A 24,680-nucleotide genomic window follows, 5' to 3' on the forward strand; every position below is an offset into this window, starting at 1 on the left:
ATCTCGAGGAAATCCTCGTAGCCTGAAGGGCCACCGACGTCTTCGGGAGGGCATCGTCCGACGGCGTCGACCAGAAATGGAGAAGTCAGGCCTGGGATTGCGTTTTCAATGCGCTCGACTTTGACGGTGTGTTCCCACCCATCGCCGAAGTCGTAGAGATACTTCAGCGTCTTGACGCCGCAGTCTTCCAGGACATCGATGAGCCTAGCCTTCCTGGCGTCAAGCGGACCGTCTCCGAAGTCAGCGTCCGGTATGCCCCACCCAACGCCTCGGGTGATCTCATAGAGGTGGCTATTCGTCCACCCGATCGCTGCCTGAAGCACGAGATGCAGGCGATCAAGCCGGATGGTCAGCGGCACGACAAACCGCCGCATCACCGTCGGCTTGACGCCGTCGAGAGTGACTTTGAGGACGGCAATCTGGGTGCTCATGCCGCCAGTGCCTTGCGGTCGTGGCTCCATCGCCACGGCAACAACTCGTGCAGCCGCGATGCCGGGTGATCCGCGATGCGGCGAAGAACATCGGCGAGCCAGGCTTGCGGATCGACGTCATTCATCTTGGCGGAGACTATCAAGCTGTACATCATGGCCGCCCTTTGGCCACCGCGATCTGAGCCCGCGAACAGCCATGACCTGCGGCCTAAGGCAATGCCCCTCAGCCCGCGCTCTGCCGCGTTGTTCGTGATGCAGACTCTCCCGTCCTCAAGGAAGCGCGCGAAGGATGCCCAACGCTTGAGCATGTAGTCGATGGCTTTGGCGACGTCATCGTGGCGCGAGAGCTTGGCGCGCTCACGGCGCATCCAAGCCTCCAGCTCGATGACGAGCGGCTGGCTGATCTCTTGGCGGACCGCCCGCCGTTCCGCCGGTAGGCGGCCGTTGATCTCGCGTTCGACATCGAACACCGCGTCAATTCGGCGCACGGCCTCCAGCGCCAGGGGCGACATAAAGACGGGTGTCTTGCCTTGCGCCTTGCGCTTAGCATTCAGAGCCAGATCGGCCAGGATGAAGAACTTCCGGCGTGCATGTGCCCAGCATGCTGCCTCCGTGATCGGCCCTGGTTGTCGGGCAGGATCGTAGAGCCTCTTGTAGCCGCCGAATGCATCAGCCTGAAGGATGCCGGCATAGGTCGCGAGATGGCCTTGCGGGTGGGCGCCGCCACGATCGCGCGAATAGTAGAACACCGCCGCCGGGGGCGCGTGCCCGGCAAACGGCCGATCGTCACGTACGTAGACCCATGATCGAGCTATGTCGGTCTTGCCCTTGGCCAGCACCGGCACCGTGGTGTCGTCGCCGTGCAGTCGCTCGGCGGCAAAGACATGCGCCTCGAGGCACTTGAAGATCGGTTCCAGCACGGCGCAACAGGCGCCCACCTGGTCCGCCATCGTCGACAGGCTGATGACCACACCCTCACGGGCATAGCGTTCGGCCTGCCGGTTAAGCGGCTGGTGCTGCCCAAACTTCTCGAAGGCGATCATGGCCAGCAGGTTGGGACCAGCCCAGCCACGACGGACAACGTGGAAGGGCGCCGGCGCCTGGCTGATCGTCTCACAGTCGCGGCAGCTGAACTTCTCGCGGACGTGCTGGATGACCTTCCAGCGCCGTGGGATGACCTCGAGCGTCTCGGTGACGTCCTCGCCCAGCTTGGACAGTCGCGCGCCGCCACAGCATGTGCAGGCTGCGGACCCGGGTACGATCACCCGCTCACGTGGCAGATCATCGGGGAATGGCTTCCGGGCCGGCCGCTTGCGGCTGAATGCGGCGACAGTGGTTGCCTTGGCTACTTCCCGCTCAGCCTGGAGTTCGTCCTCTGTGGCCGTGGCCTCCAGCTCCTCGAGCTCCAATTCCAACTGATCGATCAGACGGCGCGCACGTTCCGAGCGCGGGCCGTAGATCTCGCGCTTGAGCTTCTCGATCTCCAGCTTCTGCCGTGCGATCAGCGCTTCGGCATCGGATTGCTGGGCGCGTGCGATGGCGGCCTCGGCCTGGGCTGCATCGGCGCGCGCACGCTCCGCGATGAGCGCCGCTTTAAGCACCGTGACATCGTCGGGCAAGGCTGCAGGATCGGCCTCCATAAGACCGATCGAATCACAAATCGCGCCGGTTTTGTACTGCTTTCTCGGGCAAAGCCGCAGTTTGACCTAACCCGCGGACGTCGGCCGCCAAGTCAGCTGTGGATTGCGCCAGTCGATCGCTTCCAGGAGATAACCCATCTGCGCGGCTGTCAGCGGGAGGACGCCGTCCACCGTTTGTGGCCATGTGAAGCGGCCACGATCGAGGCGCTTCGCATAAAGAGATAAGCCCAGCCCGTCGTGCCAGATCGCCTTTATCAGGGATCCGCTCCGCCCTCGAAAGACGAAAACGTCTCCGGCAAACGGATCTCGCCCAAGACCTTCCTGCACCTGCAGCGCCAATCCGCGCATCCCGCGACGCATGTCGGTATGTCCGGTGGCAATCCAGATCCGCACACCCGCCGGAACCGGGATCACTCGCGCAGTGCCGCCAACACGCGACGCAGCGCGCTGAGATTGACGTCGCTGCCGACACGGACATGCTGTCCGTTCGCGAGCTCGATCTCAATCACCCCCGTTGCCGCGGCGGCGCGAGACACAGATGCCGGACGCACCGGATGACCGGCTGACGGGGAAGGCGACGTGGTGGCGCCGCTAATCATCTGCACCGGCACGAACATTGGAATATCCAGCGCTCCCACAAGCGCCCCCTCACGCACTTGCCGCCGCCACGTGAACAGAAGGCTCTCGCAGATCCCATGTCGAGCTGCGACCGCTCGAACCGAAGTGCCAGCCTCCTCGGTCTCGGCTACAAGTCGCAGCTTGTCCGTCGTGCTCCAGCGCCGCCGGCGTTCCCGGCCCGTGATGATCTCCACCACGCCATCCATCCTGCCACCTCAACCGCCGCCTTAAAGTGCTACTTAAAGCGGCAAGCGGTGCCCGCCCAGGCGGCCTTCGGCGGAGGCATACGGTGAGAGGGATAGCTACGCGAAAGGACGGTCGCGCCCCGTGGCCTGGAGGGCATTTTAGCTCGCCGGCGCGGCCGCATCTCACGCTGCATTAGAAGCTAGGTTCAGGACCGTTTACACGGCTCGACGCGGTGTGATTCTGGGGGCATCGGAGCCCCCCAGTGCCACTGCCGACCGAGGCGCAGATGCGCTGGATCGAGCCGTTCTTCCCGATCTCGCGCGGGCTGCGGCGCGTCGATGGTCGCTGTGTCATCAGTGGGATCGTCTACGTCGTTTGTTAAGCGGCAAAAAAGGATGCCTCCGATGCAGAGGTCATCTGCGAAGCCGCCCAGCGACCGACGATGCGCTTCGTCGCCGTGAAGAGTGAGGCGGCCCAGGCCAGCGCCGCCATCTTCCGCACCCGCGACCTGCTCGTCCGGCAGCGCACGCAGCTGATCACTGCCATACGCGGCCAGCTTTACCGAATACGGGCTCGCAGCAGCGAGAGGGCCAGCGAATCTGCCAAAGCTTCTGGAACTCGTTGGTGAGGCGGGAACTGCGCTGCCATCAGCAGCACGAGCCATGCTTGATGTTCTGGTCGATATGGTAGCGACGCTCAATGGTCGAATAATCGAGCTAGATCGAGAGATTGCACGGCGGGCAAAGGACGAAGATGTGCCCGCGCGGCTGATGACTATACCCGGCATTGGCCCGATTACGGCGACGGCGATCGCCGCCCTGGCGCCCCCTGTAGAGACGTTCCGAAAAGGGCGCGACTTCGCCGCCTGGCTCGGGCTGACGCCTGTTCAGCGGTCCACAGGCGGCAAACAGAAGCTGGGTGGCACATCAAAAATGGGCGAGCGCACCATCCGGCGCCTGCTCATAATCGGCGCTGCCGCTTTGGTGCGCCAGACAAGTCGGCGCGGACCTCCGGCCGGGTCGGGGCTCGCGCGCATGCTGGCTCGCAAGCCGTGCATGTTGGCTATTGCCGCGCTCGCCAACAAGATGGCGCGGACCGTGTGGGCCTCGCTCGCGCGCAACGAAGTTTACAGAGCTCCAGCTGTGACCGCTGCCTGAGCAGCGCTGCGGCCTGAGGCCGTCGAAGGAGTGAAAGGGCGAAGGCAAGTACGGCGCAACGGTTGATGAGACGGGATCGGCAGAGCCAGATAGACTCACCGTGCCTGCGAGCACGCAGGCCTGATATGGCGCCGATCCGCGGACTCCCTTCGGGCCCTAGGCAACTTACGGCCGTATCGCGAGGCCCGACAGGTGGCAGCACCCAACCACGCGTCAGAAGGCAAAAAATCCTCTTGCTTCTCCGGGGACGTCCACAGATGAGCCTATTCAGGCGGCAGGTGATCCTGCTCAAACCATGACGGCGCAGATACGACGGCCGAGGTGATGCTTGAGTTAATCTGGAGCCCTTCGAATCTGCGAGGAGCGATCGACTGAGGAACCGAGTGGGAGTAGGCATCAATCTTGTCAAGCATGCAGCAGGCGTCTTGCCTGAGACGACGCTGCCCCTGACGCTGGCGGAGGCGACCTTCACGGCAGCCGACCATTCCCTAAACACTTTAAGAGACTTTGGGGTAAACGTCGCACTCGAGGATCCTCGTTTTCATTCTGAGGTCGGCTTATCACAAGATGCAATACTATCGAGCGTGAGATTTCTGAAGCTTGATCGCTCGCCGATGCGTTTTAGCTGTTAAATCGATGCCCCATAGGCATTGGACGTAGCGGAACCGCTATCTCACTGTGGGTTGTGCACATTGTTCTCATGACCCTCAGTTCAACGGCCTTAACCGGAAGGGAGCAGAGCAAAAGTCGTGGAGTTGTCAAATACGCTCGTGGCGGCCAACGTCGCCGTGCGCGACAAGCCGGTGCCCCGCGGTTTCTCTCCGATACCCGGCGGCGCATCTACCAGGCTACTCGGCTTGATCAAGGCCTCTCCTCAGCTTAAGCCGATGGCAGAATCCATTCGAACATCGTGCTTCCGATTGGCCTCGGTGGGGGCATTACTTGCCGCAACTACAGCCACGGACCATTTCGGCCCATCGCCTCAGTATTTGCGCACCGCCAGCGATCGACAGGACAAAGAAATTCCATCGGCACATGATGGAACGAAGGTGCGCAATCCAGAAGCTATGCTCCCATCATTTCCATTGGCCCACCCAGCTACGACGATTCACAAAGCCCCGAAGCGCGCTCAATCGTGCGATGCGATGTTCTACGCTTTCGCTGCAACGATTTTCTCACGTAGGCCAGTGCACGAGTGATGGCAATTCTGCGCTGCATTGGCCGTCAAATCGCGATGGCGTATGGCACCGTCCTATTCTCAACCGTGTGCTTAGTGGTGCTGGGGAGACGCGTGTCCGCGGCGCGGAACGGAATCTGTGGCGCGCGGAATCATCTATCGTCTTGAACATGAGGCAAGCACAAATGGACCCGGGAATAATAGCAGTGAAAAGAGCCGGCGACCCAATGTCAGCCGCCGGCACAAAGCCAGCGCCGCCCTGTGTTTTGGTCATCTTCGGTGCGGGGGGCGACCTGACGAAACGATTGGTAATGCCCGCTCTTTACAACCTGGCAGGTGCTGGGCTGCTTGATCAGGGACTTAAAATCATCGGTGTCGATCATGTCGCCAACACCGATGATGGGTGGCGACAAGCCCTGACCGAGACGATGCGGTCCTTCACTGAGGACAAAACGGGCGAGTTTCACCCTGATGCCATTGACGAGACGGCTTGGGAGTGGATCAGCCAACGGCTGCATTACGTGCAAGGTGACTTCGAGCGGCCCGAGACCTATGCAACGCTCTCTGGCCACGTTAGCGGCAATGCGATCTTCTATCTCGCGGTAGCAGCACGCTTCTTCGGACCGGTCGTCGAAGGTCTTGCCGCCTCGGGGTTGCTCGCGGAAGGCGAGACCGGCTTCCGTCGCGTAATCATCGAAAAGCCCTTCGGCGCTGACCTTCCATCAGCGCAAGCACTGAATGCGCGCATCCTAAAGCTGGCGGACGAGAGCCAGTACTATCGCATCGACCATTTTCTCGGGAAGGAAACCGTGCAGAGTATCCTGGCCATGCGTTTTGCTAATGGCATGTTCGAGCCGATGTGGCGTCGCGAGTATATCGACCATGTCGAGATTACCGCCGCAGAGACGGTTGGCGTCGAGCAGCGCGGCGGTTTCTACGAGCCGACCGGAGCGCTGCGCGACATGGTGCCGAACCACATGTTCCAGCTCCTCAGCGTCGTCGCCATGGAGCCTCCTGACTCCCTCGCGGCCGAGGCAGTTCGCTCGGAGAAAGCCAAACTGCTTCAGGCCGTGCGCCCGATCCAGCCCGCGGATGCAGTGCGCGGGCAATATAGTGCGGGGCGACTGCTTGACAGGGAGGTCGTGGGTTACCGGCAGGAGCCGCACGTTTCGCCTGAGTCTCGCACCGAGACCTATCTGGCATTGAAGCTGACCATCGACAATTGGCGTTGGGCCGGTGTGCCCTTCTACATCCGAACCGGCAAGCGGATGGCTTCGCGAAAAACCGAAATCGCTGTCTACTACAAGGAAGCGCCCTATCAGATGTTCCGCCACACGTCGGTAGCGGGATTGGCAGCGAATGTATTGCGTCTGCAGATTGATCCTGTGCCAGGCGCGAAAATGCAATACAACGTCAAGGTGCCGGGACCAGTGATGAATATCGACGCGGTCCACACCACGCTCCGCTACAGTGACTTCTTTGCTGAGAAACCGAATGTCGGCTACGAGACGCTGATCTACGACTGCATGATCGGCGATGCGACGCTATTCCAGCGAGCCGACAATATCGAGGCTGGCTGGATGGCTGTGGAGCCGCTGCTTGCCGCCTTTGCTCGAGGCGAGGGAACGCCGGAGCTCTATTCCGCCGGCAGCGAAGGGCCGGCTGGCGCGGACGCGCTGCTGGCATCCGGCGGCCATCGCTGGTCGTCGCTTGCCGCGGAATGAGCGCGCACGCGAACATGCTGGATGCCGAGTGGCTGGAGCCGGATGGCAGCGGCGGCTTCGCCTCCGGCACCATCGGCGGTGAGAGGACTCGTCGCTATCATGCGTTGCTGTTGACTGCCAGCACGCCCCCGACTGGGCGGCTCGTGCTCGTCAATGGCGCCGAGTCGTGGGTCGAGAACTCAGCAGGGCGGATACCGCTCACCACCCACCGCTATCTGCCAGATGTCGTCTATCCGGATGGGTATCGGCATATCGCGGAATTCAGCCGCGATCCCTGGCCACGATGGACCTTCGTGCTGCCCGATGGCGCGGAGATCATGCAGGAGATCCTCGTTCCAGAAGGCACTGGTGAGACCATTCTACGCTGGCGGCGCCTACGGGGAAGCGGTCCGTGCAAGCTGAATGTCCGCCTGCTGCTCTCCGGGAGGGACTATCATGGCCTGCACCACGAGAATCCGACTTTCGATTTTAATGCTCGCTGCATCGGTGTTAAGGTGTGCTGGCAGCCGTATGCCTCCGTCCCGGCCATCACGGCGTTGACGAACGGCGCCTACTCGTCTTCGCCGGAGTGGTACCGCGACTTTCTCTATACCGCTGAACGTGACCGCGGCCTCGATTGCAGCGAAGATCTCGCATCGCCAGGTGTGCTGAGCTTCGATCTCGATCGCGACGGCGGGGCGGTGATAGTACTGCGGGCAGGGGACGCCGCTTTCGGCGACGCTGAGCCCTATGCGGAGAGCCTGGCGGCGGTCGAGCGACAACGCCGCTCAGATCTCGCCCCTCTCGCCCGCTCCGCTCGGAGCTATGTCGCCAGACGACAGAACGGCAAGACGGTGATCGCCGGCTATCCCTGGTTTGCCGATTGGGGTCGCGACACTTTTATTGCCATGCGCGGGCTGCTACTGGCCTCGGGCGATCTCGCGACCGCAGAAGCCATCCTGTGCGCCTGGGCCGATACGGTGAGCGAGGGAATGCTTCCCAACCGCTTCCTCGATCGCGGGGAGGCGCCGGAATACAATGCTGTCGATGCTTCGCTTTGGTACATCGTGGCGGTGCATGACTTCCTTGCACTGTGCGACGCCAATAAGACGCCCACATCACCTGCCGTCGCTTGTCGCCTTCGCGATGCCTGCGAGGCGATCCTGGGAGGTTACACGGCGGGAACTCGCTTCGGCATCGGCGTCGACGTGGATGGTCTACTGCGCGCTGGCGTACCAGGTGTGCAGCTTACTTGGATGGATGCTAAGGTCGGCGACCGCGTGATCACCCCGCGCATCGGCAAACCAGTCGAGATTCAGGCGCTTTGGATCAATGCGCTGCGTATCGCAGGCAGCCGCTGGTCGGCGCGTTGGAATGAGGCGGCTGACAACGCACAGACCGCCTTCGAGGCACGCTTCGTCCGGCCGGGTGCCGGTCTTTTTGATGTTGTCGATGTAGGTCATGTGTCAGGTGCAGTTGATGCGGCGCTGAGACCTAACCAGATCTTTGCCGTCGGCGGCCTTCCCTTCGTGCTGATAACGGGGGAGGCGGCGCGGGCGGTGGTCGAGGCTGTGGAAGCGAAGCTTCTGACGCCGCTCGGACTGCGCAGTTTGGCACCTGACGATCCTGCCTATATTGGGTGCTATCGCGGTGGCCCGGCCGAACGCGACGGTGCTTATCACCAGGGTACGGTATGGCCTTGGCTGATGGGCGGCTTCGTTGACGCCTGGCTTGCCGTCCGCGGTCGCAGCAGTGCCGCTAAACAAGAGGCAACGGTCCGCTTCCTCGCACCACTCATGGCGCATCTTGATGCCGCGGGCATGGGTCACGTCTCGGAAATAGCCGATGGCGATGCGCCGCATTTGCTGGCCGGCTGCCCCTTCCAAGCCTGGTCGCTCGGCGAACTCATCCGGCTCCGCCGCATGCTTGATCTTCACGACTGACAATGCAGGAGTCCCGCTTGCCCAAGGACCTTCCCCGTTTGGAGGCTCAAGCCCTGTTGCGGACGACTGAGGGCATACGTCTCAAGGCCCCCGAGGCGGAAGGCTGGCGTGACTGGGGTCCTTTTCTCAGCGAGCGCCAGTGGGGCACGGTGCGCGAGGACTACAGCCAGGGTGGTGCAGCCTGGGATTATATCACCCATGATCAGGCGCGCTCTCGCGCCTATCGCTGGGGCGAAGACGGTATTGCGGGCTTCAGCGACAGACACCAGATCTGGTGTCTCGCCCTTGGGTTATGGAATGGCCGCGACCCAATCCTCAAAGAGCGCATGTTCGGTCTTAGCAATGGCGAGGGTAACCACGGCGAGGACGTCAAGGAGCTCTGGTGGTATCTCGATGGCACACCGACGCATTCATACATGCGCCTGCTCTACAAATACCCGCAGGCCCGGTTTCCCTATGACGAGTTAGTGGCGGAGAATGGCCGGCGGCGCGGTCAGGACCGTCCGGAGTACGAGCTCGTCGATACTGGTGTCTTCAACGAGAGTCGTTATTTTGACGTCACGGTCGAATATGCCAAGGCGGCGCCCCACGACATTCTGATGCGCGTTACTGTCGTCAATCGTGGCCCGCAGGCCGCCACGTTGCATGTGCTACCTCAGCTCTGGGCTCGCAACACCTGGTCCTGGGACGCGAACAACTCGCGGCCACAGCTTCTGCTTACCGCCGCGGGCGCGGTACAGGTTACGCGCTCAGGAGCTCCGCCGATGCGGTTTACTGCACTCCAGAATGCGCAAATTCTTTTCTGCGAGAATGATACCAATCCGCGGCGACTCTTCGGCACTGATGCAGGGGGATTCTTCAAGGACGGCATTAACGACTGGCTGGTGAGCGATGACGCCGGCGCGATCAACCCCGAGGGCGTCGGAACGAAGTGTGCGGCCTATACCAGACTGGAGATCCCCTCAGGTGGTACGGAAACCCTTCGCTTTCGGCTCGCTTCTGCCGAGGCCGGCGCCTTGGACACGAGCGCTTTCGACGAAGTTGTCGTCGCGCGCATCGCAGAGGCAGACATGTTTTACGCGGCACTCCAGGCGGACCTTCCGGATGCCGAGGCGCGCAACATTCAGCGGCAGGCGCTGGCCGGCATGCTCTGGTCGAAGCAGTATTATCACTTCGACGTTCGCCGTTGGTTGCAAGGAGATCCGGCCCAGCCCGCGCCGCCGCCCGAGCGCAAGAATGGTCGGAATCGGGATTGGCCGCACCTAAATAATGCGGACATCGTCTCAATGCCGGACAAGTGGGAGTATCCTTGGTACGCCTCCTGGGACCTTGCCTTCCACTGCATCACCTTCGCTCTGATCGATCCGGAGTTCGCAAAAAATCAGCTCCTGCTATTGACGCGCGAATGGTACATGCACCCGAACGGCCAACTCCCAGCTTATGAATGGGCCTTCGGAGACGTGAATCCACCGGTGCACGCCTTCGCCGCTTGGCGCGTGTATCAAATGGATCGCGCGTTGACTGGGGAGGCCGATCGAGGCTTCCTTGAGCGGATCTTCCACAAATTGATGGTGAATTTCACTTGGTGGGTGAACCGTAAGGATAGGGACGGCCGCAACATATTCGAGGGTGGTTTCCTCGGTCTCGACAATATCGGTATCTTCGACCGATCGAGTCCGCTGCCGACTGGCGGCTATATTAGCCAAGCCGATGGCACCGCGTGGATGGCGATGTACTGCCTCAACCTGATGCGAATAGCGTTGGAGCTAGCTACAGAGGATCCCGTTTACGAAGATATAGCCACTAAGTTTTTCGAGCATTTCCTATACATCGCGGACGCTATGACCAACATGGGGGATGTAGATGGGGACACGCCCATTGGACTATGGGACGATTGCGACCAGTTCTACTACGACGTACTCAACCTGCCGGACGGGCAGCGCCTACCGTTACGCGTGCGCTCACTCGTGGGACTGATTCCGCTCTGCGCCGTGGAAGTTCTCGATAGCGAAGTCTTTGCACGCTTCCCCGGGTTTGCGAGCCGCACCCGGTGGATGTTGACGCATCGCCCAGACCTCGCTGCGCTCGTCTCGCACTGGGCTAAGCCGGGGAAGGACGGTCGCATCTTGCTCTCACTACTGCGCCGCCATCGCATGACGGCGCTTCTTAGTCGTATGCTGGACGAAACAGAGTTCCTCTCTTCGCATGGCGTGCGGGCGGTCTCTAAAGCGCATGCAGGCGCGCCTTTTGCTTTTGAGGCGGAAGGGATGCGTTTCGCTGTTGATTACGAGCCCGGCGAATCGCGGACGGCACTCTTCGGTGGAAATTCCAATTGGCGGGGACCGGTTTGGATGCCGATCAACTTCCTATTGGTCGAGGCGCTCCGCGAATTTGACCTCTTCTACGGCACCGATGTCACGATCGAGTGTCCCACCGGTTCCGGCATGCGTGTGAGCCTCGCCGAGGCGGCGGAGGAGCTGTCGCGACGGTTGGTCTCGCTCTTTCGGCCCGACATCAATGACCGCCGGCCCGTTCTCGGCGATTACGCCCTCTTCCAGACCGACCAACATTTTCGCGACCTCATACCCTTCCACGAATACTTCCACGGCGACACTGGTGCTGGGCTCGGTGCCTCGCATCAAACGGGATGGACGGGCCTCGTGGCGCTTTTGCTGCAATCGATGTCGCAGTCACGGCGTGGTCGAGGGGGCTGAGGCTCGCGCGATCCGGGTGGCGACGGCTTCAGCGACGGTCCGACCGCTCGGCGCGAAGCCAGATCGCCCGTTGAGTGGCGATCCCTGTCCGTCGAACCGTCTGCACCCGGACATGTACGCCGCCGAGGCGGCTGGCACCGCCCTGCTCGTCGTTGTCGGGCTCTCGATCGTCATCGCCTTCTGGGGCAAGGGCGCGCCGTTGGCCTCACTACCGATTGGGATGGGCGAGCGACGGCTGCTAAACGGCTTTCTGGTCAGCTGCATCGGCGTCGCCATAGCCTATTCGCCGCTCGGAAAAATCAGCGGCGCACATATCAATCCGGCAATCACACTGGCCTTTTGGCTCGAGGGCAAACTCCGCTGGCGCGACGCCGGATGCTACGTCGCAGCACAGCTGCTGGGCGGCGCCTTGGGCGCGGCAGTCTTGTTCTTGTTGTGGGGTAGCATCGGCGCCAGCGACCATTGGGCGGCGACAGTTCCAGGGCAGTCCATTCCCATCGCCTTCGCGGTGGGCGGCGAGATCCTCTGCACATTCCTCATGGTTGCGCTGGTATTCGTTTTTGCCAGTCGGCATGCGACGCAGCGTTACACGCCGCTTGTGAATCCGCCGCTCTTCGCGATCTTGAGTTGGCTCGAAGCCCCCATCTCCGGCGCTAGCGCTAATCCCGCCCGCTCCTTTGCGCCCGAACTGGTGAGCTGGAACTGGTCAGGCTGGTGGGTTTATTGGCTTGGCCCTGCGCTCGGCGCGGCGCTCGCGGTCGTCCTCCTGCGTTGCGACTTGATCGGTCGGCACAGCCCTTCCCAGGCGAGAATGTGCCATTTTGGGCACCCGGGTGGAAACTTGCCAGAGTAAGGGCCAATGGCGGTGAGGATGGAAGAGGTCCGCAACCCGGCGCCCCAAGGTCACATCGTCTTCGGCAATGCCGAGCGTGAACGACACGCCGGTTTAGTCGATCGCTGGTACACTGGAGAAAAGCCCAATCAGTCCTTCCGCCAGCGTTGGGTGGGCAAATATGGCGTCACGCAGCCCGGTATAGGGCATGCCGGCGAGCATGGCAGTTTGCACAATAGGCATTATTTCGCTCGCCTCGGCACCGATCATAGCGAAGCCAAGAATGCGATCGCTGCCAGCATCGATGACAGCCTTCATGAAGCCCGTGGTCTCCCCGGTCGTCCGCGTTCGCAGCACCGCCTTCATCGGCAGCTTGGCGACGCGATGCCCGATGCCCGCTTGCCGGGCCTGGCCTTCGCTGAGCCCGACGCGGGCTAGCGGTGGATCTGTGAACATGCTGTAGGGGACGAGACGGTTCGCCGTAGTGCGTTGGCCACCTGCCATGGCGGATTGCAATACGCGGCAGTCGTCATAGGAGACATGGGTGAATTGAGGGCTGCCGGCACACTCACCCAACGCCCAAATACCGGGCGCGCTCGTCTCCAGCCGATCGCCAACCTTGATGTAGCCTCTTGTGTCGAGCGCGACGTCTGCGATCTCGAGGCCGATGCCTGTGGTATTGGGCTTACGACCTGTGGCGACCAGAATGTCGCTTGCAGTGATGTCACGCGTACCGGAAGCCGTGCGGAGGTGCAGACGGATTTCCTGCCCGGACCGACCGTCAACGCGCAAGGCCTCGGCGGAGGTCACGATATCGATGCCCTCCTCTGTCAGGAAACGAAGGATCTCGGTGCCAATATCGAGGTCTTCGCGACTAGCTATCATCTGCTGGCGCTCGATGATGGTCACGCGACTCCCAAAGCGCGAAAAGGCCTGCGCCAGCTCGAGTGCGACATATCCGCCGCCTAGGACGAGAAGGTGTGCCGGTACGCGGTCGAGCTCAAGCGCCTCAATATTCGTGAGCGCTCCGGATGCGGCCAAACCCGGAAGCGGCGGAATCGATGCGCGCGTGCCGAGGTTGAGGTAGATCTGACCGGCCGTGAGCATGCGCGTATCGCCGCCATTCAAGACGACCTCCACGGTCCTGGGCTCGACGAAGCGGCCGTCACCTGAGACGAGCGTGACGTCGTTCGCCTTATATGCTTCCAAGATTGCTGCGCTCAGCTCCTCGACCATGACGCGCTTGCGCGCGCGCACTTCGACCATGTCTACCGAGAACGGCGCGGCGACCGAACCGAATTGCCCAGCATATCGGCGAATAGTCTCGATGATCTTCGCCGAAAATATCTCGTTCTTGCTCGGTAGGCAGTTGACGTTTGGGCAAGAGCCGCCGATCCAACGCCTTTCCACCACCGCCACGCGCTTTCCGGCGCCGCCGAGAGCGAGGGCGAGTTGGGTCCCACCCGTCCCGCTGCCGACAATTAGGGCATCAAAATGCTCGGCTTGCGCCATGGCATGCTCTTCCTCAGTCTTGGGTCTAGTTTTGGATCTAGGACAGAGGCCCTGGGCTCGACGCATCCGCGAGGTGCTCGGCAATGCCTCCGGCCTGGCCGGCCAATGTATGCGCCGTGTTGATCAGGGCAAAATGGCTGAACGCCTGGGGAAAATTGCCGAGCTGACGCCCGGCGATGGGGTCGTACTCCTCCGCGAAAAGGCCGAGATCGTTGCCGTACGAAAGGAGACGCTCGAATAGCGCCGATGCGTCCTGAGTGCGGCCGCAGAGCGTCCAGGCGTCGCAGAGCCAGAAGCTACAGGCGAGGAAGGCGCCCTCGTGGCCCGGCAAACCGTCAGCATTCGCTCCGTCGGTTCGGTAGCGATAGACGACACCGTTTTCCAATAGCTCACGCTCAATCCGCGCAATGGTTCCGAGAACGCGTGGATCATCCGCCGGCAGGAAGCCAAGCATCGGGATTTGCAATAGTGCCGCATCCACGACGCTCGCACCGTAATACTGCACGAAGCTGTTGCTGGCGGCATCGTAGCCATTCGCGCAGATATCCGCGTGAATCTCGTCCCGAGCCTGGCGCCACTCCTCCACCGGCCCTTCGAGCTTGTAGTCTGTCGCACTCGCGACCATGCGGTCGAAGGCGAGCCAACACATGACCTTCGAATATACGAAGTGCCGCGGCGGCCCGCGGACTTCCCAGAGGCCGGAATCAGGCTGTTTCCAGAGTGTGAGGAGGTTCTTGGCGATGGCGCGCTGGAGCGGCCAGACCGCATCCATGTCATGTAGTCCGGCGCGCCGCCCGGCATCGAAGGCGCCAATTACGGCACCGTAAACATCGAGCTGAAGCTGGTCATGGGCTGCGTTGCCGACGCGGACGGGGCGGCTGTCCTCATAGCCGGGCAAATGCTCAAGCTCGACTTCTGTTAGCCGGCGCTCGCCATGCAGCCCGTACATGATTTGCAGCTCATCCGGTGCCCCAGCCGTGGCCCGCATTAGCCACCACCTCCAAGCGCTAGCCTCTTCGTGGAAGCCGGACCCGGTCAGCGCGTAGATCGTGAGCACGGCGTCACGCAGCCAACAGTAACGATAGTCCCAGTTGCGCACGCCGCCGGGCATTTCCGGGAGCGATGTCGTTGGAGCTGCAACGATACCGCCGGTCGGACGATAGGTCAGCGCTTTGAGCGTGACGAGCGAACGCCGCACTGTCTCGGCGTGGGGACCGGCATAGGTGCAACCTTGCGCCCATAGGCTCCATTCTCTCGCGGTCCGTCGCATGAGCGCATGAGGATCGCGCGGTAGCGGTGGCTCGAGATGTGAGGGAAACCATTCGAGCATCGTCGCCACATCCTGGCCGGCGGCCACGTGAAAGCGAGCCTGAGTGGCGAAATCCACATTATCGAGATCGACACTGCTGCTGATGCGCACGGCATCCGGCCCGGCGATCGCGACGATCATACCCTCCTTGCGCTCTACCCAGGGCGCCCAGGCGCCATAGTTGAAGCGCAGCCTCAGATCCATGGTGATTTCGACTGTGCCTTCGAGCCCGTGGACGATACGGACCAGCTCATGCGTTCCGCCTATCGCCGGCAGCGGCATGAGGTCGAATACCATGGCCTTGCCGGCGCCAGTCTCGATGGTGGTTTCGAGGATCATTGTGTCCGGGAGGTAGCGTCGGGTTACGCGCGCGGTTGAATCACTCGCAGCGAGCTGCCAGGCGCCATGGTCGCGATGGCCGAGAAGCGACGCGAAGATCGCTTCCGAGTCGAAGCGGGGCAGGCAGAGCCATTCGATCGTGCCATCGCGATGCACCAGCGCCGCGCCTTCCGTTGATCCGATTAGTGCATAGTCCTCAATGGGACGGCGTGGTTTCGCCTTATTCGTCATCATCTCGCCTCCCCTGCGCCGCTCAAAGCCGGGCCCGAATGGCGTCCGCGACGCGTAGTGCGTTGGCAACGATCGTGAGGGTCGGGTTCACTGCGCCGATCGAGGGAAAGAAACTCGCATCAGCAAGATAGAGATTATCCACCTCGTGTGCGCGGCAATCTAGGTCGAGCACCGAGGTGCGGGAATCAGCGCCAAAACGTGCGGTGCCGGCCTGATGGGCGGTGCCACCGATCGGGATGTTCTTGCCCAGGTAGAGGTTGCGCTCTATCAGCACGTGCGGATGGCCGGCTTTGTCCAGCACCTGAGTGAGCTTGCGCTTGAGATGGGTGAGAGCTTGCGGATTGGTTTCAACGAGGTCGAGGTGGACCTGGCTGCCTTTATAGTGAATACGGTTGTCAGGGTGCGGCAGGTCCTCCGCCTGAAGCCAGAAATCCATCGAGTGTCGAGCCATCTGCTCGAAGGGCATTTCGGGCAACCATTTAAGAAGATGGGGGAGAGTTTCACCGCGAATCTGATCTGAATGGCTCGTTGCGCACATCTGAACTAGACCAAGTGGGAAGTCCCAGTCGTCGGCGCCAAAATAGAAGTCACTCAGCGCGAGAGTCTTCTGGAAGACGGTCTCATTCGGTTCCTTCATAATCGCCGCAAGAACACTCATATGATGGCGCATGTAGTTTCTCCCAAGCTGCCCGGACCCATTTGCGAGTCCTTGCGGATGTGCGTCATTTGCTGAACGCAGGAGAAGGAGCGCTGATGACAGCGCACCACAAGCGACAACGACGATATCTGCGGAGTAGACCTCCTGCTCTCCTCTGCGGGTGACATGCACGGAATCGATCCGCCGACCAGAGTGATCGGTGCTGAGGTGTGAGACATAGGCGTTCGTCAGAAGCGTGACGTTGTCGTTCTCCGCTAGCATGGGGTCGATGCAGACGATCTGAGCATCGGCCTTGCCGTTCAGTGGGCATGGGAAGCCGTCGAAAAAGCTGCAGCGGATGCAGGTGCTGGTCCTGGTCGGCTCACCGTTCTTCTCGTCGAGGAGAATGCCAAGCGGTAGATGAAACGGGTTGAGGCCGATGCCGCGTAGGTCATCCGCAAGCTGCGCGATCCGTGGCTCGTGGCTGACGGCTGGAAAGGGAAAAGGCGTGCTCGTCCAGGGTTCAAGCGGATCCTCGCCGCGCTGGCCATGGACTTGAAACAGGCACTCAGCCTCACCGTAGTAGGGCTCGAAGGTGTCGTAGCCGACCGGCCAAGCAGGCGAAACGCCACCCGCATGCGTGACTTCGCCGAAATCGCGCTCGCGCAACCGGAGCAATGCCGCCCCGTAAACTTTGGAATTCCCGCCAACAAAGTAGTGCAGCGCCGGGCTAAAATTGGCGCCCTCGGCGTTTGTCCAGGTCTCCTGGGCCTGGTACAGACCCTCAACAAAGACGTCCTGCGAGCTCCAATTGCGTTCTGAGCGCTTAAGGTAGTCGCCACGCTCCAGAATGAGAATGCGCTTTCCCGTCGGCGCCAGGCGTTGGGCAAGGGAAGCGCCACCGGGCCCACTGCCGATGACGATGATATCGTAGCGTTCTGTCGGCACCGGCCCTTACTCCTTGCCCGCCGAGCGCACTGCAACCGGTTGTGGTTTGACGAACTCCAGACTTGGCGCCGACCTATAATTCACCGACGAGCACAACAGACAGAGCGATGCCGCCAAGAGAACCAGGTCCTTAAGAAGGAATTGGCCAACCGGGCCGGAGAGCGCTGGAAAGCCACCCGCCGCCGGTTCGGCGACGCCAGGCGTCGAGAGGAAGAACGTGAGGGTGATTAAGTAAGTGACGCTGGACATGGCCGCGCCCAGCGCCGAGGCGATCGGGTTGAACGCTCCGATCGCGAGAGCGATGCCCGTGGAGAGCTCAATCGAGCCGATAATGTCGCTCGCCCCTTGCACGCCAAACAAGGGATGTAGCCAGCTTAGGATCGGGCTATGTGCGATGAAGGGCGCGATCCCGGTCGCCGCATAATTGGTATATTTTTCGGCCCCGAACCATACGAAGACGATCACGAGAGCCCAGCGCAGCAGCGCCAATGCCGTATGGGAGCCTGTCGTTCGCTCGGCGATACGTAGCGATGGCATCATGGTCGATCTCCACTAAACCACGCGGCGGCGCGAGCCGCGTTCATTGAATCTTGCATTGCGCCGTAAGCTAAGGGGACTGAGAGATACCTTTCAGGCATCGTTTTGATTCAGACCGGACGAGCGCATTTACCCCTAGGTCCTCTAGAACGGCCGAGTAGCCTGTGGCGGAGTCCAGCGAGAAACAGGAAGTTAGCAATGCCCAGCGGCTTCGCCTGGTATCGATAGCCTCTCAATGGCCGATAGCGAAACACGAGAGTTGCCGGGTAAGCCGCCAGACGATCTCGGATACAGGAAATCCGATAAGGAATCTGTAGTCCTTTTCCCCGGGTAGTGAGACCCGACTTGCGAGAACACTCACAATGCTGATGCGGTTTTCGACCTTCATGCAAGAGCTGCACGATCATCAAAATGATGCCTATTAGGCATTGGCAGATTTCGCATGGACAGCCCCTTACTCCAGGCCACTACGCAGTTCCGAATGTGTGGATGAGATCGGCTTCTTGGCCGAATAACACAAGAGGGCAGGGGCGTCTGCGTATGTCGAACCGATAAGGGAGATCGCGACGTGTCGAGAGTTTGGATGGGACTGCCGGCTGCAGCCGTGCTTGCGTGCATGGGATCTGGACTTGCGCAGGCCGCTTGCACGCAGAACGACATAAAGCTCAAGTACACCGAAATCGGCCAGCTTATTCAGGCTGAGATGGCGGGGAGCTTGTCCAACGCCCAGGCTATGATGACGCAGATGCATATGATTCAGGATCAGATGACTACGGGCGAAATTAACTCTGATCAGTTCTGCCGACAGTACGATGCGCTTATTCGCGAGATGAAGACACGTTGACTAGGCAGATCCGGACTAGGGATGAAGTTTAACCGAGCCGAACTCGATTCTGAGGCGCACGTCTGAAGATGTTGCTTCTATGGATCGCCGCGTCTCTATCTTCATCACACGTCGTTCCGGCATCGAACTGCGTCAAACCGCACGGGGTGTTTGTGACTTGAGGCGTCGATATTTTGAGCGCCATCGTGCCGGCGCACAAGCACCCCGGCGGCCCGCGGCATCAAACACAACCGCCTGTGCTTAAGCCTCTCGACCTATCACCGGTAGACACCAGCCTGGTCACTCTATTCACGGAACATCGGGAGCGTAGGTCCAGGCGCTGGCGCGAGCAAGCTTAACGAATGCGGTTGCCGCTCGGGATTGCGGCCGCCCCGCAAGCGTCTCCACAACAACGTCGTATTCGACAACTGGCTCGGACAGCGCTCGCGCAACCAGTTCGGCTGGTGTGGGCCAGCACGATAAGCCAAGCCCCAACCCAAGGCCCGTGCGCACGAGTTGCAGCGACGTCTCCCAATTGCCCGCACGATGCGGTGTCGAGGGCCGACGTCCGACCCGCCGCGCAATTTGCGAGAGGATCCTTTCCGGCAGCGCCTCCGGTTCGGACGCGCCGAGCAGGGTGGCTTCCGCAAGATTCGTACTAATGATCGATTCCTCGCAAGCCAGTCGGTGGTTCTGCGGCAGGAATACCGACGCACCTGTTGAAAACAGGTGCCATTGATTGAAGCGCTCAGGCAGTGTGTCAGCCTGCAGTCCCACGAAAACATCGAGCTCTCCCCGGAGCATACGCTCCCGCATGACCGTCTCGGCTTCTACGGCAATGGTAAACTCCATGGACCTGATTGAAGCGATGACCTCGGACAGGATGGCGCCGATGAGGGGAAAGGCGAGCCATGGGCTGAGCCCGAGGCGGAGGGGCGCACTGTCTCTCGATTGCAGATGCCTCGCTTCATCGCGCGCCAGATCCGCCGCGGCCTTGACCTGCTCGAGCAGCGGCAGCATAGATCGGCCGAATTCCGTGAGCTGTGTTAGAGACCGCTCTCGCAACAATAAATCACCGCCAAGCTCCCATTCTAGCCGCTTGATCGATCTTGAAAAGGCCGGTTGAGTAACTCTGCATTCTCTCGCCGCATGGGTGAAATTCAACACGCGAGAGAGAACGATAAAGTAGCCGATCTGGGGAAGGTCCATTGGTTCCGGCCTATGCCCTTCTACTCGTTCTGCCAAAGCGCACGAAGCGCCTGGGGTAGCGTTTCCAATTCCGTACGACGCGTGAAGTCCACATGAATCTCTGCATGGACGACGATCCCATTGGGCGCGACCACGAAGGTCGATGGGACAGGGACGAACCAGCCCGCGCCCCCATGCAACGTTTCAGCTTCGATCCCCCGCGATAGCAGCAGCCGCCGATATCGGGGTGGCAGGCGGACGAGAACGCCGAATTGGGCGGCGACCGCGTTGTCAACGTCCGCGAGTAGTTCGTAATGGAGGCCATATTTGCTCTTGACGAACTGGGCTCGTCCGCCCGTCTCGGGTGAGAGAGCGACTAGAGAAGCTTTTCGCTCAAGCACCGGGGTAAGCATCGCATCGAGCGCCTGGAGGGTCACCATACAGTAAGGACACCAGCTGCCACGGTAGAAAGTCACGATCAGCACGCCCCGCCGCAGGAGCTCCACTGAAGAGACGAGCTTACCTTCCGCGTTCGGCAGTTCAAAGCCTGGCATGACGTCGCCTGTCTTGAGGGCGTTATCGGCAAGCAAGCGAGAATCGAGACGTTGCATCACCTCTTCGAATGCGGCGGCGGCTTGACTTGTCATCTTTGCTCGCAGCGCATCAAGGGTCTCGTTTAAAGGCATCCTTGCCTCCGAACCGACCCGCGCGTCGTCGGCTTGCTAGCGGTCGTCAAAGCGGAGCTGACCGACCTGTTGATATCACGAAATGTTCTATAGGACGTTACGAGCCCTGGCGCTACTCGAACCGACGATCCGGATCGAGGATTCATAGCGCACGTAGAGGCCGTTAAGAGTCAGACGTGTGCCGCGGGTCAAGTTCAACTCCGATGTCGGCGCACTACTGTCGTCCAGCACTTTGGGCCAACCCTCCGCCGGGTCTTGGGGGCACAAACATGGAAACCATGCCCAGACGGTATTGGCAGTTGAGCGGCTTTTTATGTCTCTTCTCGGCCAGTCTCGAGCTCCAAGCCAGGACTTTCATCCAGGAATGGTGCTCTGCACAAATCCATGCGTGTTGAATTTGGGGTAATCCGTATGACAGTCGCAGGCTGCAGATCATTGGCAACTACGGGTAAAATGCTTACTTGCGCCGTGGCAGCGTCCCTAGCCTTTCTTTCGTTCGGCGTGACGCTAGCGCAAGCTGAGGTCATCAACGAGGGAATTGCCGGATCCCCGTTGTCGGAGACCCGACCTGCCCCCGCTTATTTGAAGCCGGATGTAAACATCGTCACGGCACGGCCTTCCCCATCCGAGATTAATCCCGCGTTCCTCGGTCCGGTTCTGCTGATGAAGTCAGCCCAGGTGGACCTGGTGAAAGGAACCGCCAGACTTCCTCTTCGCCGAGGTCGACTGAAGTCGGGCGAGCTCGTCTGGTTCATTCTCACCGATACGACGGATGAGAATCTCGCTGATCTTCACGGTGTTAACTTTGCACCCAAGCTCACCTACGGGTTGACCGGGAAAGGCGCACGAGAGGCGACGATCGCATCGGATGGAACCTTCATATTCGACTCCGGGAAGGTGGATTTTGGCCCCCAGCACAGGATCGTACCTGGGAAGGGTCCGAACTTCTTCCCACCGCAAAGCGCCCAGCCTGGATCTGTCGGGGACGCAGACTATTCTCCTCTCGTCCACATTAAAAACGCCGGCACGGACATTGTCTTCAACGCACCTATGGTGGCCTTTAACATCGACGACCAGACGTTGAACAAGTTCTGTGATGGCCACGTCGACCACAACCTAGTCCATGACAAAGTGGTCTCCATTTGTCCTCGAGATGGCTATGTAACCATGCAGCTAACCATCGGCTTCACATTCGGAAAGCCGATTTTGTATCTTTCGACCGAAGCGAGCGATCCGCTCGTCGCGACCCTTGAGAGCGCAACTTATACGCCGGCGCTTAAGAGCTTTCCCTTTGCGCTTGAGGATGCCTCGCCGGGCGAACCGGCTGAGCGGATCTATGTCTTCGTTAACGGCCCGATCGGCCTCGAGAATCCCCAACGCCAGGGCCTCGATAGCGCGCTGTCCGATGGACGGGGACCGCTGAATGTTCTAGGAGGTGTGCCGACCATCAATCTAGACTACAGCCCGATGTGGCGGCTTTTTCCGGCCAAATGGACGCCGTCCGCCATCGATCATGGCTATCGGTCACGTATGACAGATGCGATCGAGATTGAGGATATGGCGTCGAAAGGGTTTATCAGGAGCATCGACAATGGTACGTTGCGGCCAGTCGGATTCGTCGTGAACTGCCCGGTAGTATATCGTGTTAACTAAAGAGTTGGAGAGATCTTCTGTGCAAGGCTACCGCCAAAGCGCGGAGGCGCCGTTTCCGGGAATTCAACAGTGACCACTGATGCGTCGCGTGAGAGGCGGTCGGAGTTAGGTCTGGAGTCTTCCCTGCTCAGAGATTCCGTTGCGAGCCTATTTTCGCGCCCGATCAAATGTCGCCTAGTTGCGACAGGACGAAGTTCTGCCTTCTATCCTCCGGCGTCAGTTTGGCTAAGGGTTAAAATTCGCGGCCACTCTTGGAGAGGAACTCGCATGAGCGACAATGTGACCAAACCCCTGAGCCTCGCTTCACTGCCTATCAATCGTCGCGCTGCCTTGGGCGGAGGGGCGGCGGCATTTATGACGATGGCACTTACGCCTAAACCCTCGGCGGCTGCGCAGTCATCTCATAAGGTGGACCTCTTCGCATTTATGGCTCCTAAAAGTCGCAATCTCGTCTTTGCGGTCACCTTCAAGACAAGCGACCGTCCTTCGGAGGGGCGGGTCGGGTCGGACTATACCGTGCGCATTCATGTCAACGAACGTCGATGGACAATCAACGGGCCGCTATCGACCCAACAGCGCAAGGATTCTGAGAATCGTTGCTATAGATGCTTCTCGGGCGAAGTGTTCGGACGGCGACATGCCGACGAGATCTTGAACGCCGCCGTGGTTGAGACTCCACCTCAGCTCGTGGGGAACGCAGAGCGCTTGGCGGTATGGGCGGAGATCTTTGCCGCAAATGGGTCGCGGCGCAGGGTCGGAAGTCCCTTCATCGCTGAGCTCTTGGCGCAGGAGCCGACCATCTCCACCGCATACCATGCCGCCTCGCCTAAGGATGATGCGGCACTTTTGGCCGAGGTGCTCTCGCGACGCGCAACTATCCTCGCGAACGCGAATGGCAACGTGGCTGATCCTGAAGGGCATGCACGCCGCCTGTGCTCGCACTTCTTGCCGGACGTCATCGAGTATCGTCCGAATTATCCGGTCGGGTTCAATTTCGCAAGCCAGAACGGTCGTCATCCAGCGGATGATCCTGCGGCGATCGTGGCAACAGTTTTGACGGGAGCGGTGACTGCGGGAAGGTCATCCCGGTCGATCCAATTGAGCGAGGCGTTCCCGTATTTCGTCGGACCAAACATGGGACCCGCCAAGTTGGGACGGATCGGCGCGACGTCGTGAGATTGAGTCACTGACCGAGCGCAAGAACTATTATCACCGGCAACCAAGCTCGGGATCAACCCAAGTTTCTGACCGGACCCCGACACAACGCATTCTGAATATCCGGCGACGAGGAATCAATCGATGTCCCACCACTTCGATACCCCAACTGCACTTGCGGACCCCCGCATCAACGTGTGTGACTTCTACTTATTTCGCGGACGCCCAGGAACGACGGTTATGGCTATGACGGTAAACCCCGATGCGGGACTTTCCGCACCAGATACATTTCGCGATGAGGGACTCTACGCTTTTCGGTTTGACCTGAATGGTGATGCAGTAGAGGAATTGACGTTCAAAGTACGGTTCGGAGTGGTTTCCCACGTCGCCGGAGAGGAGCACAAGCATGTTCAAAGCTTCGAAATTCGGCGCGCTGCCGGACGTTCAGCAGTGCAAGGCGCTGACGGCGATGTCGTCGTCGCCGGCCGCACCGGTGAGGTGACAAAGACAGCTTCGGGAGTCGTCGCCTTTGCCGGCCTGGCTCCTGATCTTTTCGCGGGTGACGCTACCGCCATCTCGGAATTCCTAATGGCTGTCCGCAAGGAGAACCGGTTCGATCCAGGCGCATTTCAGAATCGGAAGAACTTTTTTGCAAATCGGAATGTCACTGCCATTGTGCTCGAGGTCCCGAGCCGATCGATCGGCCGGGGACGGGTTCATGCCTGGGCAACGGCCTCACTCCATGGTCACGCGCCGGAAGTGCAGGTGTCCCGATGGGGGCTGCCCCTTCTCACTCACGTATTCTTGCCTGAGCCGAGCATGAGAGAGGATTACAATCGGATGGTTCCGGCAGATGATATCCCACGTTTCTCCGCTCAAATTGGCAAGGTTGCCAGCACACTGACCAGGCTTGCCGGCTCGTCGGCCAATCCAACCGACTATGGAACCCAGTTGACGACCCGGATCTGTCCGACGACCCTGCCATACGAACTCGATACGCCGGCTGCTTTCGACTTCGCGGGCTTCAACGGACGAGCGCTCACGGATGACGCCATGGATGTGATCCTCACGTTGGCAACGAATACCGCGCTCGGCGATGGCGTGGCTCCGGACAAAGGACGGGTGCGCGACACTTTTCCCTATTTTGGAGAACCCTACTCGGCTGCCGAGCAGATCGGCGTCGCTCCGGCTAGGGCAGGCGCAAAAAAGGAATAATAGTTCGCGGCCATCGGCAGGCATACTGCCCCGCCGCGGTCGCGCT

At 60.6% G+C, this 24,680-nt stretch carries 20 protein-coding genes; 10 read left to right on the plus strand and 10 right to left on the minus strand.

Features of this window, described 5'->3' with window-relative positions:
* From GSQ83_RS08625 to tnpA, 4 genes are all read right to left on the minus strand, one after another.
* The coding region (locus GSQ83_RS08625) for a plasmid pRiA4b ORF-3 family protein (protein WP_158802498.1) at positions 1-431 on the minus strand (431 nt) is incomplete at its 3' end.
* Complete coding sequence (gene tnpC, locus GSQ83_RS08630) at positions 428-2,071, minus strand: IS66 family transposase (protein ID WP_158802499.1); 1,644 nt, start codon at positions 2,069-2,071, stop codon at positions 428-430. The genes tnpC and GSQ83_RS08625, both read right to left, overlap by 4 nt.
* A 66-nt stretch (positions 2,072-2,137) precedes the next feature.
* Positions 2,138-2,485, minus strand: a complete 348-nt coding sequence (gene tnpB / locus GSQ83_RS08635; protein WP_158802500.1) for an IS66 family insertion sequence element accessory protein TnpB — start codon at positions 2,483-2,485, stop codon at positions 2,138-2,140.
* Positions 2,482-2,895: an IS66-like element accessory protein TnpA gene (gene tnpA / locus GSQ83_RS08640; protein WP_158802501.1), complete on the minus strand. Its 414-nt coding sequence runs from the start codon at positions 2,893-2,895 to the stop codon at positions 2,482-2,484. The genes tnpB and tnpA overlap by 4 nt, the downstream gene beginning before the upstream one ends.
* A gap of 422 nt (positions 2,896-3,317) precedes the next feature.
* Here tnpA and GSQ83_RS29805 point away from each other — a divergent pair, with 422 nt between their 5' ends.
* The 6 genes from GSQ83_RS29805 to GSQ83_RS08665 all read left to right on the plus strand — a co-directional run bounded on the left by GSQ83_RS29805 (position 3,318) and on the right by GSQ83_RS08665 (position 12,422).
* On the plus strand, positions 3,318-3,503 hold the full coding sequence (locus tag GSQ83_RS29805) for a hypothetical protein (RefSeq protein WP_254065569.1): 186 nt from the start codon (positions 3,318-3,320) through the stop codon (positions 3,501-3,503).
* Complete coding sequence (locus GSQ83_RS08645; RefSeq protein WP_254065575.1) at positions 3,487-4,032, plus strand: IS110 family transposase; 546 nt, start codon at positions 3,487-3,489, stop codon at positions 4,030-4,032. The genes GSQ83_RS29805 and GSQ83_RS08645 overlap by 17 nt, the downstream gene beginning before the upstream one ends.
* Before the next feature lie 1,404 nt (positions 4,033-5,436).
* On the plus strand, positions 5,437-6,933 hold the full coding sequence (zwf, locus tag GSQ83_RS08650; protein WP_158802502.1) for a glucose-6-phosphate dehydrogenase: 1,497 nt from the start codon (positions 5,437-5,439) through the stop codon (positions 6,931-6,933).
* Positions 6,930-8,855 carry an amylo-alpha-1,6-glucosidase gene (locus tag GSQ83_RS08655; protein ID WP_158802503.1) on the plus strand — a complete coding sequence of 642 codons (1,926 nt, stop codon included), beginning with the start codon at positions 6,930-6,932 and terminating at the stop codon, positions 8,853-8,855. Before zwf ends, GSQ83_RS08655 begins: the two co-directional genes overlap by 4 nt.
* 17 nt (positions 8,856-8,872) lie before the next feature.
* Complete coding sequence (locus GSQ83_RS08660; protein WP_254065570.1) at positions 8,873-11,569, plus strand: MGH1-like glycoside hydrolase domain-containing protein; 2,697 nt, start codon at positions 8,873-8,875, stop codon at positions 11,567-11,569.
* Between the two features lie 112 nt (positions 11,570-11,681).
* Positions 11,682-12,422: an MIP/aquaporin family protein gene (locus GSQ83_RS08665; protein ID WP_216849990.1), complete on the plus strand. Its 741-nt coding sequence runs from the start codon at positions 11,682-11,684 to the stop codon at positions 12,420-12,422.
* Positions 12,423-12,515: 93 nt separating this feature from the next.
* On the opposite strand, the gene GSQ83_RS08670 is transcribed toward GSQ83_RS08665, so the two are convergent.
* Genes GSQ83_RS08670 through GSQ83_RS08685 form a run of 4 tightly spaced genes read right to left on the minus strand, consistent with a single transcriptional unit; the run spans position 12,516 to position 17,917 of the window.
* The gene (locus tag GSQ83_RS08670; RefSeq protein WP_158802506.1) at positions 12,516-13,913 is read right to left on the minus strand and encodes an FAD-dependent oxidoreductase; all 1,398 of its coding nucleotides are present in this window, start codon (positions 13,911-13,913) and stop codon (positions 12,516-12,518) included.
* Positions 13,914-13,950: 37 nt separating this feature from the next.
* Positions 13,951-15,795 (minus strand): glycoside hydrolase family 15 protein, encoded by a 1,845-nt coding sequence (locus GSQ83_RS08675; RefSeq protein ID WP_216849991.1) that lies wholly within the window; start codon positions 15,793-15,795, stop codon positions 13,951-13,953.
* Between the two features lie 19 nt (positions 15,796-15,814).
* Entirely contained in the window at positions 15,815-17,377 is a 1,563-nt protein-coding gene (locus tag GSQ83_RS08680; RefSeq protein WP_158802507.1) for a GMC oxidoreductase, read from the minus strand.
* 6 nt (positions 17,378-17,383) lie between these two features.
* Complete coding sequence (locus GSQ83_RS08685) at positions 17,384-17,917, minus strand: YkgB family protein (protein WP_158802508.1); 534 nt, start codon at positions 17,915-17,917, stop codon at positions 17,384-17,386.
* Positions 17,918-18,497: 580 nt separating this feature from the next.
* Between GSQ83_RS08685 and GSQ83_RS08690 the strand changes: the two genes are divergently transcribed.
* Positions 18,498-18,758, plus strand: a complete 261-nt coding sequence (locus tag GSQ83_RS08690; RefSeq protein ID WP_158802509.1) for a hypothetical protein — start codon at positions 18,498-18,500, stop codon at positions 18,756-18,758.
* 288 nt (positions 18,759-19,046) lie between these two features.
* On the opposite strand, the gene GSQ83_RS08695 is transcribed toward GSQ83_RS08690, so the two are convergent.
* Positions 19,047-19,946: a LysR family transcriptional regulator gene (locus tag GSQ83_RS08695; protein WP_158802510.1), complete on the minus strand. Its 900-nt coding sequence runs from the start codon at positions 19,944-19,946 to the stop codon at positions 19,047-19,049.
* A 20-nt stretch (positions 19,947-19,966) separates the two neighbouring features.
* Positions 19,967-20,611, minus strand: coding sequence for a peroxiredoxin-like family protein (locus GSQ83_RS08700; RefSeq protein WP_158802511.1), 645 nt, complete (start codon positions 20,609-20,611; stop codon positions 19,967-19,969).
* 435 nt (positions 20,612-21,046) lie between these two features.
* On the opposite strand from GSQ83_RS08700, the gene GSQ83_RS08705 reads away from it, so the two are divergent.
* The 3 genes from GSQ83_RS08705 to GSQ83_RS08715 all read left to right on the plus strand — a co-directional run bounded on the left by GSQ83_RS08705 (position 21,047) and on the right by GSQ83_RS08715 (position 24,634).
* Positions 21,047-22,264, plus strand: a complete 1,218-nt coding sequence (locus GSQ83_RS08705; RefSeq protein WP_216849992.1) for a hypothetical protein — start codon at positions 21,047-21,049, stop codon at positions 22,262-22,264.
* Positions 22,265-22,531: 267 nt separating this feature from the next.
* Positions 22,532-23,440: a hypothetical protein gene (locus GSQ83_RS08710; protein WP_158802513.1), complete on the plus strand. Its 909-nt coding sequence runs from the start codon at positions 22,532-22,534 to the stop codon at positions 23,438-23,440.
* A 123-nt stretch (positions 23,441-23,563) separates the two neighbouring features.
* Entirely contained in the window at positions 23,564-24,634 is a 1,071-nt protein-coding gene (locus GSQ83_RS08715; protein WP_158802514.1) for a DUF4331 family protein, read from the plus strand.
* Positions 24,635-24,680 lie beyond the last annotated feature (46 nt).

The organism is Acidisoma sp. L85, assembly GCF_009765865.1.
Taxonomy (GTDB): Bacteria; Pseudomonadota; Alphaproteobacteria; order Acetobacterales; family Acetobacteraceae; genus Acidisoma.